The sequence below is a fragment of the Acinetobacter sp. NBRC 110496 genome (assembly GCF_000876115.1).
In the GTDB taxonomy this organism is placed as follows: domain Bacteria; phylum Pseudomonadota; class Gammaproteobacteria; order Pseudomonadales; family Moraxellaceae; genus Acinetobacter.
On record NZ_BBTF01000024.1, the window covers coordinates 47801 to 59520 of the forward strand.

Annotated in this window: 12 protein-coding genes and 1 tRNA gene; 5 read left to right on the forward strand and 8 right to left on the reverse strand. The window is 42.8% G+C overall.

The annotated features are described in order from the left end of the window. Window positions 1-3: 3 nt before the first annotated feature. Genes Aba26S_RS12700 through Aba26S_RS12710 form a run of 3 tightly spaced genes read right to left on the reverse strand, consistent with a single transcriptional unit; the run spans window position 4 to window position 1999 of the window. Window positions 4-399: a hypothetical protein gene (locus Aba26S_RS12700; RefSeq protein ID WP_005238265.1), complete on the reverse strand. Its 396-nt coding sequence runs from the start codon at window positions 397-399 to the stop codon at window positions 4-6. A gap of 22 nt (window positions 400-421) precedes the next feature. Continuing rightward, window positions 422-1039, reverse strand: a complete 618-nt coding sequence (locus Aba26S_RS12705; RefSeq protein ID WP_005238263.1) for a DUF1294 domain-containing protein — start codon at window positions 1037-1039, stop codon at window positions 422-424. Window positions 1040-1048: 9 nt separating this feature from the next. Beyond that, window positions 1049-1999, reverse strand: a complete 951-nt coding sequence (locus Aba26S_RS12710) for a homoserine kinase (protein WP_043972443.1) — start codon at window positions 1997-1999, stop codon at window positions 1049-1051. Window positions 2000-2100: 101 nt separating this feature from the next. On the opposite strand from Aba26S_RS12710, the gene hisF reads away from it, so the two are divergent. After that, window positions 2101-2859 carry an imidazole glycerol phosphate synthase subunit HisF gene (hisF, locus tag Aba26S_RS12715; protein WP_005238260.1) on the forward strand — a complete coding sequence of 253 codons (759 nt, stop codon included), beginning with the start codon at window positions 2101-2103 and terminating at the stop codon, window positions 2857-2859. Between the two features lie 306 nt (window positions 2860-3165). On the opposite strand, the gene Aba26S_RS12720 is transcribed toward hisF, so the two are convergent. Next, complete coding sequence (locus Aba26S_RS12720) at window positions 3166-3819, reverse strand: sterol desaturase family protein (RefSeq protein WP_043972445.1); 654 nt, start codon at window positions 3817-3819, stop codon at window positions 3166-3168. 115 nt (window positions 3820-3934) lie between these two features. Here Aba26S_RS12720 and Aba26S_RS12725 point away from each other — a divergent pair, with 115 nt between their 5' ends. After that, window positions 3935-4942: an AraC family transcriptional regulator gene (locus Aba26S_RS12725; protein ID WP_043972447.1), complete on the forward strand. Its 1008-nt coding sequence runs from the start codon at window positions 3935-3937 to the stop codon at window positions 4940-4942. A 176-nt stretch (window positions 4943-5118) separates the two neighbouring features. After that, window positions 5119-5808 carry an aquaporin Z gene (gene aqpZ / locus Aba26S_RS12730; protein ID WP_005238248.1) on the forward strand — a complete coding sequence of 230 codons (690 nt, stop codon included), beginning with the start codon at window positions 5119-5121 and terminating at the stop codon, window positions 5806-5808. 50 nt (window positions 5809-5858) lie between these two features. Here the strand turns inward: aqpZ and Aba26S_RS12735 are convergent, their stop codons facing one another. From Aba26S_RS12735 to Aba26S_RS12745, 3 genes are all read right to left on the reverse strand, one after another. Continuing rightward, window positions 5859-6101 (reverse strand): hypothetical protein, encoded by a 243-nt coding sequence (locus Aba26S_RS12735; RefSeq protein WP_016651382.1) that lies wholly within the window; start codon window positions 6099-6101, stop codon window positions 5859-5861. Between the two features lie 71 nt (window positions 6102-6172). After that, entirely contained in the window at window positions 6173-7246 is a 1074-nt protein-coding gene (locus tag Aba26S_RS12740) for a DNA/RNA non-specific endonuclease (RefSeq protein WP_010589714.1), read from the reverse strand. 158 nt (window positions 7247-7404) lie between these two features. After that, window positions 7405-9285, reverse strand: a complete 1881-nt coding sequence (locus Aba26S_RS12745) for a potassium transporter Kup (RefSeq protein ID WP_005238242.1) — start codon at window positions 9283-9285, stop codon at window positions 7405-7407. A 125-nt stretch (window positions 9286-9410) separates the two neighbouring features. Here Aba26S_RS12745 and Aba26S_RS12750 point away from each other — a divergent pair. Together Aba26S_RS12750 and Aba26S_RS12755 are read left to right on the forward strand one after the other, a co-directional pair. Beyond that, window positions 9411-9500: transfer RNA gene (locus tag Aba26S_RS12750), tRNA-Ser, on the forward strand. Between the two features lie 183 nt (window positions 9501-9683). After that, window positions 9684-10859: an integrase arm-type DNA-binding domain-containing protein gene (locus Aba26S_RS12755; RefSeq protein ID WP_043972449.1), complete on the forward strand. Its 1176-nt coding sequence runs from the start codon at window positions 9684-9686 to the stop codon at window positions 10857-10859. Window positions 10860-11023: 164 nt separating this feature from the next. On the opposite strand, the gene Aba26S_RS21150 is transcribed toward Aba26S_RS12755, so the two are convergent. Then, the coding region (locus Aba26S_RS21150) for a hypothetical protein (RefSeq protein WP_043972452.1) at window positions 11024-11720 on the reverse strand (697 nt) is incomplete at its 5' end.

The following is an 11720-nucleotide window of genomic DNA, read 5'->3' on the forward strand; positions in this document are numbered from 1 at the left end:
ATGTTAGTCTTGATACATCGGTTTATTGTCATTTAAGGCAATCAAGCCACGGATGGCACGATACACAATCCATACCCATGCCCCAAAAATCACGGCAAAGGCGAAAGTGGTTGCAGAAATCGCCACACCAGCAAAGGCAGTCTCATTGTCCCCTGTCAAGAACAGGAACGAGAACGGAATAAAGGCAATGATATTCCAAGCCAAATACCACCAGAAGGTGCGGATTTGCCAAGTAAAGTGACTTTCAAAAATTGAACCTTGTACGTCACTGCGTTTGACATAGTTGATGATCAAGGCAATGATCGCCAATAGACCACCGGTAAAAATCGCAATGATATAAAGCACATACAACACTAACGTTAACGTACGGTTTGGATCTTGATCAACGGAATAATTCATTTTTATTTATCTCCAAACTCCGTCAATAGAACACATTGAGCGGAGAAATTAGCCAACATATCAACAATATATGGAAGACTATGGTACAGAAATAAATCTTACCAAACGGTTGTTTTTGTGTTTTATGTCTCAGTTTTTGCTGCGCAAGCCAACCCCCACACCATCCTCCCAAAGAATCCACGATATGCAAAGTTTGTTCAGGAATACGCCGATTGCCCAATTGTGCCGCCTCTTTGTCTTGGGCATACAACCAATAACTCAATACATTCATCAAGCTGACAAACAATAAGGTATACGGCGGCAGTAATTTGCTAAAGCTCGCAATCACCATAAAGACGATATAAATCACTATCGCAATCTGCATCGCTGACCAAGGTTTAGAAGCCGTTGGCTTTACAGCTTTGGCTTTATGTTCGAACACTTGCGATGCTTTAAGATAAGTCGCCTGCTGAGCACGATAACGACCACGCTCGTCCAGAATAACCACATACTCCACAGCACAGCCCACAAGCGGTCGTGGCCCCGTACGAGCAAAGTCTTTAATATGAATAAAAACACGGTCTTTATGCGCATCATTCGGTTGAATAAAACCATAACCTTTGTCATCAAACCATTCAACTAAGCGACCTTGATCTCGCATCTCTGTTTCCTAAACTGTGATTCGTTGTAAACGGTCTTGCAACATCATACGCATTTGCAGCGGATCTTTTTGCAAAATGTCATCGCCAGTACGGCCCTGCTCGGCATTTTTCTGTGCCACTTGTAAACGCATGCTCCAGAAACGGCACGCCGCCATCGCCAAGAAAATGTTTAAACAAGCCAGCTCATCAGCGGTGAGCTGACGAATGCGTTGATAAGCCGAGAGAAAAGCATCTGCCTTGGCTTGATCTAAATGGGCTTGCGGATAGGCCGTACAGAAGTCATTGATACTGATCGCAATATCAAACAACCATTCATCCTGATTTAATTCATAAAAATCAAGAATACCTTGCAATTGATCGCCTTCAAACAGCGTGTTATCCCGAAATAGATCCGAATGAATAAAACCCGTCGGACGATCAGGATGCTGTTGCGTGATCTGTGCAAACTGCTGGAACACCTGTGCCAATAGCGCCTGATCTTGCGCATTCATTTGCGGCTTGAGCTGGGTTGCAACCTCTGACCAGTACTGGTGATTACGATTAAAATCACGTTCTAAAGGAAAGTCCTGCAAAGCCAAATGCAATTTTGCCTGCGCCTGTGCAATCGCCTGAATTTGAACAAGGCTGGCATCTTCAGGATGCTCACCCATCAAGCGTGGCGCAATTTGCGCAGGCTTATCGGCAATAGTATGAATGGCCTGAGCACTATGCTTTAACGGCACCGCCACAGGCACACCTGCCTGACCCAAACAATCCAGTACAGGTACCAGTTCACCTGCACCTGCAGCATCTAATTCTTCAAAAACCGTTAAAACATAGTGTTTCTGTGATTGATCCACCAAAAAATAATTGGTGTTTTGAATACCGCCTTGGATTGGAATCAGGTCAATCACCGCTAAACCATAAGGCTCAGCAAAGGCTTGAACTTCTTCTAAACTCAACGGGGTATAAACCGACATGGAAAACCTGCAAAAAATAGCTGTGAAGTTTGATAGAATACCTGTTCCCTCCATGAAGGTGTAGCACCCCTTTCTTTATTGGCGATTTTTTGGAAAATTTTATGCTCGCAAAACGTATTATCCCTTGCTTAGATGTTGATAATGGTCGAGTCGTCAAAGGCGTTCAATTCCTTGATATTCGTGACGCAGGCGACCCTGTCGAAGTGGCGCGTCGATATAACGAACAAGGTGCCGATGAAATTACCTTTTTAGATATTACTGCTACCCATCATGGACGCGACACCACATATCGCACAGTAGAACGTATGGCAGAAAGCGTTTTCGTGCCATTAACCGTCGGTGGTGGTGTCCGTAAAGTTGAAGATATCCGTTTGTTACTCAATGCTGGTGCCGATAAAGTCAGTATCAACTCGGCAGCGGTGTTTACCCCAGAGTTTGTGCAGGAAGCTTCACAACGTTTTGGTGCACAATGTATCGTCGTGGCGATTGATGCCAAAAAAACGGGCGAAGACAAGTGGGAAATTTTTACTCACGGTGGTCGTAAACCAACAGGCATCGATGCGATTGAATGGGCAGTAAAAATGGCCGACTTCGGTGCAGGTGAGTTGCTGATTACCAGTATGGATGCCGATGGTACCAAAGCGGGCTATGACCTTGCCTTAATGCGTCAGATCAACGATCGCGTCAATATTCCAACTATTGCCTCAGGCGGTGTCGGAAATTTACAGCATTTGGCGGATGGCATCTTAAAAGGTGGCGCAGATGCGGTATTGGCAGCATCTATTTTCCACTTTGGTCAACATACCATTCCAGAAGCGAAACAATATCTGGCTGCACAAGGCATTGAAATGCGTCTTTAATAAAATGAACCATCAAAAGCCTCTCACTGGAGAGGTTTTTTTATTCGAACATTGCTTGATGCAGACAAAAAAATACCTTGCTGAGCAAGGTATGGAAACTGCGTTATACAACGCTAGAGGGTAAACATCACACGGTCAATTTGAACAAATTCTGAGCACTTAAAATGCTTGAGCTAAATTAGCGAGAAAATGCACAAAGATATTGACATCAAAAACCAATTTTATTGACAATTTACGACATGAGCTTTTTTGCCATGAGGATGCGTCAATAAAAACAAGGCTTCCCTCGATTATTGCTCCTTAAATTCAGGCGACTGATTCTTGTGCTTCCGTCGGCGGTGTTGTCACGCTCGGCGCCTCGACCAATTTTGGCTTTTGTTCTACCCATTTTACTGGAAAAACGGCTTCCACCGCTTGGGCCAGTGCTTTAGACAACACTGCTGGCAGTGGGATACCCAGTGGATTGGCCTCTTTGAGATCTGCAGAAGATACCACACGCGTCCCCATCACATAATCAAACCATGGACGGGTTACACACCAGTTGGCATCCTGATTGGAGTTCATATGATGATCATAATGCCAAGGAATGGTGCGTTTGGCCCAATCAGGTTCCAGATGCGCACGACGATGTACATAATAATAATTGCCTGCACTATACAGCGCCGCCAAGGACATGCCTTTCGAGAAAGGATAAAACGCCACACTGGCTACCCCTGCCACCACCGCCAATGACATGATTTCATTACGGGTCCGCCAATGCTCGACCCCTTCCACATAGCAATCATCCGAAAACTGCTGTTTACGTACTTCCCGATGATGCGCCCAATGCGACTCCATGCTCTTTGGCACAGGGCTATAACGTGGCTGCCCAGAGCGATGTACCCCGTGCAAAATATATTTATGTGCAAACCATTCAAATGCATTGGCAACTGCCAAACCTGCAATAAAACCCTTGATCATGGTTTTCTCCCAATGTTTCCTTATTTTTATTCAAGATATAAATTTTTGTAGGCGAAGTATTGACGATACGATATATTTATATTGACAAAACACGACAATATCAGGAGTGGACAGGATGTCTCAACTCAAGAACTATACTGGCTCTGTTTTTGGGGGGTTGGGGCATTTATTAAAAGCCTATTGCGAGGCAAAAAACATTGCGATTCCTGAACAATTACAACAGGTTCAGAATCAGGAACGCTTTGATTATGTGATCTGGCGTGACCTGCTCGAAAACCTGAATCAGCACCATCCAAAAGTTGGTTTAGGCCTAGAAATCGCAGAATATGTACAACCCAAACATTTGGGGATCATTGCCTATCTGGCCCTGTCCTGTGAAAATCTCGGTGAAGCTTTGGCGCGTTATCATGATTTTCATCGCCTGATTTATGATGGCAGCCCGCTGGTGGTCGAGTTTAGTCATCCCTATGGCTCTATCCGTTGGGAAGCACCTGAACCACATCCGACCCAATTGACCGATGAAATTGCAATTGCACTAATGGTGCAGTTTCTTAAACTGTTTATGTCAGGTGACCGAATTCATCTACATGAAGTCCATTTTGTGAATGCCGCGCCTAAAAACATGAGCGTCTATGAACAATATTTCCACTGTAAAGTTCGTTTTGAACAGCCGAAAACCCAATTATTGATCCCAGTCAGTGAGGCGTTTAAACCCTTACGTACAGGCGATCATACCTTACAACAACTGCTCTTACAGCAAGCCCATGCCTTGCTGGACAAGCTGCCGAATTCCACCCAACTGGATCAACGCCTGCAACATGCGATTTTGACTGGACTACAAAAAAACCAATATCAACTCGATTTTATCGCTGAAAAACTCGGCCTGTCCGTGCGTCAGTTACAGCGTCATTTACAGCAACAACACAGCACCTTTCAGGAACGGGTACAGCAAGTACGCTTTATGCTGGCGACTGAATATTTGAAAGATCCTCATCTGAGTTTGCAAGAAATTGCGCTACTGCTCTGTTATTCTGAACAGAGTGCTTTTCAACGTGCTTTCAAGATTTGGACGGGACAAACCCCGCAACAGTGGCGAAACAACAACACAACTTACAATTCTTAATAAAACAACTTAAGAACTAACGGTTTCGCAACTGATCGATTTGATTGCACGTTTTATATAAGAGCCTATATACCTATGTGAATTAGTTCACAATTTTTTCACAAGGGTTAAACATATCCATAATAAATTTTGGATGCTTGCTTTTTTATTTTTTTAGAATTGGTGTGGTGATAACAATGAACAAATATTTAGCAGAGTTTCTCGGAACCTTTTGGCTTGTTTTCGGTGGTTGTGGTAGTGCTGTACTTGCAGCTGCATTTCCAGAACTTGGGATTGGTTTCTTAGGTGTTGCATTTGCGTTTGGTTTAACTGTTTTAACCGGTGCTTATGCATTCGGTCATATTTCTGGAGCACATTTTAACCCAGCTGTCAGTGTCGGTTTATGGGTCGGTGGGCGTTTAGATGCCAAAGACTTGGTTCCATATATTATTTCTCAAGTCATTGGTGCAACTTTTGCAGCATTCGTGCTGTACATTATTGTACAAGGTCAAGCTGGCTTCGCAGGCACAGGAGGTTTTGCAACCAACGGTTATGGCGAACTCTCTCCAAACCATTTCTCTATTGCATCTGCGTTCCTGATTGAAGTGGTACTGACCGCGGTATTCTTAATCATTATCTTATTATCTACGCATAAAAATGCACCTGCTGGCTTTGCCCCAATCGCGATTGGTTTGACGCTCACGGTGATCCATTTGATCAGTATTCCTGTGACCAATACCTCGGTCAACCCTGCGCGTAGTACAGGTGTGGCTTTCTTTGCTGAAACCGCTGCTCTCGGTCAACTTTGGTTGTTCTGGGTTGCGCCAATTATCGGTGCCATCATTGGTGCGGTGATCTATAAAGTGGTGAGTAGCGAGAAAGACTAAGCTCGAAACAGCCCATAAAAAAACAGCCTGTAACGGCTGTTTTTTTTTATTTATAGAAAAGGATTTTCAATATCCTGTTCAGGCTGACGTTCAATCTGTTCAGGCAAATCTTGCTGCTCTAATGCAGTAACCACATCATTGATAAAATTTTGCAGTGCCTTCGCAGTTTTTAGACCGGCCTGATCTTTGGTAATCTGCAAATTACCATAGAGACTGACACAATCGACCTGATTTTCTAAGGTCAGATCATAGATCGCAGACGACTCATCGCCCTGTTCAAACGGTTTAAACATGTTTTTCTCTCATTGTTCTTGTCTATCCCACAACATGAGCCAAGCACGCGGACATTGCAAGATGTTCTACATTATCTCAACATTTGTAAAAAATACTGCACCAAGGCATTCACCAGCTGGTTGATCAAGGCTTGTTTGGTCTCTTCATCAATTTGCGGGAATTTACTGTCAGGTGCCTCGGTTGGCTGTGAGCTAAATTCACGCTGCTGCGCTTGAATGGCATCGGTCTTGGCTTCTTCCGCACATTGACTTCGCCCATCCCAATGCAAATAGCTAATGTCTTTGTTCGGCTTCACTTGCTGCGCAGATACTGGCAGCTGGTACACATTACGCTTTTGCTGCTCAGTCAGTTGTGGAAATAGGTTGATGCCCAGTTTTTCTTCGAGATAGCAAACACTGACCACTTCGACCTTTAAAGAATTATTGTTTGGCGCGTAATAGGCACCAATAATGCCCTGCTTGGGTAAATATACCGCTTTATAGACCGCTGTCGGGACAATCACCCCTTGACCAATGGTTTTCAGGCGTTTGCCTTCAAATACAGGACCTGTCAGGACGTAGGCATCTTTATGCTGTTTGGTCACCATCGAACGCACCGCTTCTTCTAATTTGCGCCAGACTTCCTGATTGTTTTTCGGTGCTTGTGGCACCATATTGGCTAAAGAAAAGCTGTCATATTGTGATGCGGTATTACTCATATCGCCATTCGGTGCCATATGACCACGGTCGTAGCCCGAACCACGATAATCCGATAATAAAGCACGATGTTGCAGCTTCACCCGTGTTTCTTCATGGAAATTGTCTTCACGTTTAATTTTGACACTAAGACGTTCAGGGGTCAGATACTCTGCTGACCATAATGGTGTTTTGGAAAGACCAGAATACATCACACTAAAATCATTAAAACACAGTGCATAGCTGTCTTTTTTCAGGCTGTCTCTGCTCAATAACGGTGGAACGTCACGATAAAACTGTTTTAAACATGCGCTATTACTAGATTGAAATGGCATCAACTTCGAAATTTTTTCACTGCCAAATGCGATCGCAAAACTGCCTGTTGCGACCAATGCCAACATCATCTTTCCAACATGTTGGCTCAAAAATGCAAATGGGCTTTTACTCTTTCGGGTTGGTTTCTTTGCCATAACTACATCAAAATCAATATGAACGCGCAGCTTAACAACTCAAAAGCCCTGTGTACATTGAGTTTCAGCCCAGAGCGACACTTTATGTCGCAAATCTGTACACTCAGGCAACAGACAATAAAAAAGGCACCCGAAAGTGCCTTTTGATCTGTTTTTATTTAAATTTCAATCTGGCTACCCAGTTCCACCACACGGTTGGTCGGAATCTGATAAAAGTCACTGACCGGGCTGGTATTACGCTGCATCGAGATAAACAGTTTTTCACGCCACGGCGACATGCCATCCCCCACGGTATGCACGATACGGTCACGCGAAATAAAGAAACTCATTTGCATCATGTCAAACTCAAAATCCATTGCTTGATAGGCTTGCGCCAAAGCAACTGGAATATTCGGCTGATCTTTAAAACCATAATACACATAGATGCGATAAAAATGCTCATCCAGTTTTTCAACTTTCAGGCGATCTTCATCAGTCACATACGGAATATCTTGAGTATAGACCGTCACCATCACATTACGCTCATGCAGCACCTTATTGTGTTTGATGTTATGCAACATCGCATGCGGCACAATGTTTGGCGTACCCGTCAGGAAAATCGCCTCACCCGGTACAAAATGGGTTTCTTTGCTCATCCCAATACTCTGGATAAATAATTCAATCGGTAAGGCATTGGTTTCCATGCGGTTGTAGACAATTTCACGACCACGTTTCCATGTCATCAAGATGGTAAACACGGCCACACCGATCAAGATTGGCACCCAGCCGCCTGACAGGATTTTTAATGAGGTTGAAGCAACGAAAACTAAATCGATTGCAAGGAACGGCACCGCAAATAATGCCACTTTCCATACTGGCCAACGCCAAACCCCATAAGCCAAAGTCGAGATCAAAATCGTACCGCAGAGCATGGTCATGGTCACGGCTACACCATAAGCACTGGCCAATTCCGCACTGCTTTCAAACAGTAAAATCAGGATCACCACCGAGATGAAGAGCACCCAGTTGATGAAAGGCAGATAGATCTGACCTTGTTCCACATCTGAAGTGTGGTGTACGGTTAGGCGCGGCAAATAACGTAACTGAATAGCTTGGTTTGCCATCGAGAATACGCCCGTAATCACCGCTTGAGATGCAATCACGGCTGCGGCTGTTGCCAAACCGATCATTGGGAATAAAGCCCAATCAGGAACCAGTAAATAGAACGGGTTTTCAATGGCTTTGGCATCACGTAACAGCAATGCCCCTTGCCCTGCATAATTCAGTAATAAGCAAGGAAGAACCACACAGAACCAGGCCAGTTTAATCGGCACGCGCCCAAAATGGCCCATATCGGCATACAGTGCTTCACCACCAGTCATGGTCAGAATCACTGCGCCCATGGTGATAAAGGCAACTGTTGGTTGATCAAAGACAAAATGGAATGCCCAATAAGGGTTAATCATCATCAACACATATGGGGTTTGAATGATGCTCCATAGCCCAATCAGACCAATGGACGCAAACCATAATAAGGTAATTGGCCCAAAGAATTTGCCCATGGTGGCGGTACCATGCCGTTGTACCATAAACAGTGCAGTCAGGATGCCTAAAGCAATCGGCACCAACCAACGATCTAAAGCAGGCGTCACCAGACTCAGACCTTCAATCGCTGACAGTACAGAAATGGCAGGGGTAATGATCCCGTCACCAAAGAATAGCGATGCACCGATAAAACCCAATGCAATCAGGAAGATTTTATTTTTGTTGCTAAAAACGGTCGAGCGCAGGTTCAGTGCAAGCAAGGACATGATCCCGCCTTCGCCGTTGTTGTCTGCGCGCATGATCATCGACACATATTTAAAACTGATGGTCAGGTTCATACACCAGAAGATCAGGGAAAGAATACCTAAGATCGATCCTTCGCTGATATCAACATGTCCTGTGACAAAGCATTGCCGTATCGCATAGAGGGGACTGGTTCCAATGTCTCCAAATACCACCCCTAATGCTGCCAGCGTCATCGCGGGCAAAGCGGCTTTTTTTGCAGTACTTTGCATATTATGTCGTCTTCAAAATAGAACGTTATATGGCGCAATATTATCACTAGCCAAAAAGTTTTTCTGCAAATCTGTTCGACTACAACTTGGCAGCGTGCATTTTTTTCGTTACTATCGCACACCTTGGTGAGGTGTCCGAGTGGCTGAAGGAGCACGCCTGGAAAGTGTGTATACGTTTGCGCGTATCGAGGGTTCGAATCCCTCTCTCACCGCCAAGTTTACTTTCCATGATATCTCATGGAGTCTTAAAAGCTTAAATCTAAAGGATTTAGGCTTTTTTTATTGCCTTATGTTTTCCAATTAACCCTATTGAATCCTGAGATAGTTGGGGGTATAAATGGGGGTATAATAAATTACCCCTATTTTTATACCCCCAAATTTCTACGGGAAGCGTTGCAATGCTTACAGATGCTCAGGTCAGAAAGATCAAACCATTAGAAAAAAAGACCAAATATTCTGATGAAAAAGGTATGTATCTGGAAGTCACACCGTCAGGTGGTATGCATTGGCGTATGAAATTTCGCTTTCAGAGCAAAGAAAATATTTTCAGTATTGGTACATATCCAGACACCACACTTGCTCAAGCAAGAAGAATCCGCGATGAAGCTCGCTTAAAGTTAAAAGATGGAATTAATCCCAACGAAGCGAAGAAACAAAAAAAATTGCAGATAGATGAAAGCACACTTTTCAGAGCACTTGCGATGGAATGGATGCAAGACCGTAAAGCAGCCATTAAAGAGACAACTTATTTACGTGATTTATCGGTATTTGAAAAAGACCTTTTCCCTGTCCTAGGTAATATGCCTATTGACCAAATTAAGGGTAAAGATGTGCTCGCTTGCGCCAAAAAAATTGAAGAGCGTGGTGCACTGGAAATGGCGAAACGCTCAATTCCTTTAGCTGGGCGTATCTTCCGCTTTGCGATTCGTAAAGGCATCATTGAGAACGATCCTACCCCACACTTAGGCGAAGCACTCAAGCCACGCAAAGTAAAAAATATGGCTCGTCTGGACATTTCTGAATTTCCTGCTTTTCTTGAACGTATGGATCGCTACCACGGCAATCTTATCATTCGATCCGCCTTACAGCTCATGACTCTGACTTTTGTTAGAACAGCAGAGCTGAGAATGATGGAGTGGAATGAGATTGATTATGAGAATCGTTTATGGAGAATTCCAGCACACAAAATGAAAATGGCTATGCCTCATATAGTGCCTTTATCAACACAGGCTTTAGAGATATTAGAAAGAATTCAACCAATTACGGGCATAAAACAGTACGTTTTCTATAACTACAGCACAGCCAAGCCAATCAGCAGTAATGCCCTTTTATGCGCAATTCGTACGATGGGTTATAACGGTAAAATGACTGGACATGGCTTCCGTGGACTTGCATCTACGACCTTACATGAGCAAGGCTATATGCATGATGCCATTGAAATTCAATTGGCACATCGGGTTGGTAATGCCGTTTCTCAGGCTTATAACCATGCACAGCACTTAGACTATCGGGTTAAGATGATGCAGGACTGGTCTGATTTTATTGATGGGTTGAGGAATCCCCCTTTAAAATAAAAAAATATAGTTATAAAAATAATCAAATGATATTTTGATTATTTTTATAACAATTACTTCAGGGATAAATATTATAATTTTACCCAGTCTTTATTAACTTTAAAAAATAGAAAACCTCATTAACCCAAAGAAATACATGTTTTAAAAATTTAAAGAGAAGCCACTTAAATTTCTTTAGAATTAGTAGCACCAACTATCACTGAATCTTTATATTTTCCATTTAATGTTAGTGTTCTCATTTTTAAATAAACTTTTGTATAGCCCCACTCAGCATTTTTAATAAGATTTAAAATCTTTTGATCCAATGAATCATTTTCAAGTGTTGCAATTAAGGTCTGACCTGTTTCAGAATTTTTAAGACGTATTTTTCTTTTGGCTACATTAGTTGAATCAACATAAAGTATAATATATTCACCATCAATTCTTTTAGACTCCCAAGAGGATTTAGATGAGGTTGTAATCTCTTTAGCAGCTTCGCCAGAAAACTCTACCGTATTTTGCAATTCAACCATATCTGCATTTCGAACACTTTTAATTAATTTAGTTGTAACTTCTTTTGCCTCATTTTCAATTTTTTTAGTATTAGGCTCTGCATTAACAGCTTTCTCAAGTACATCGATAGTACGTTGATTTGCTTCGTTAAGTATCCTAATCGTTTCTAAACGTTCATCTCGTTCTTGCTGCTTTGTCTTCTGTTCGATTTCAAATTTTCTTATCTCAGTTTGATTTTCAATATATACTTGATAGAAACTATAGCCACCAAAAGTAGCAATAGCGAAAAGAACGGATATATAAACTTGTTTTCCAGTCATTCTACCAACCGTTTTTTCGATAAGTTTATTAAATAAATTATCCCAATCA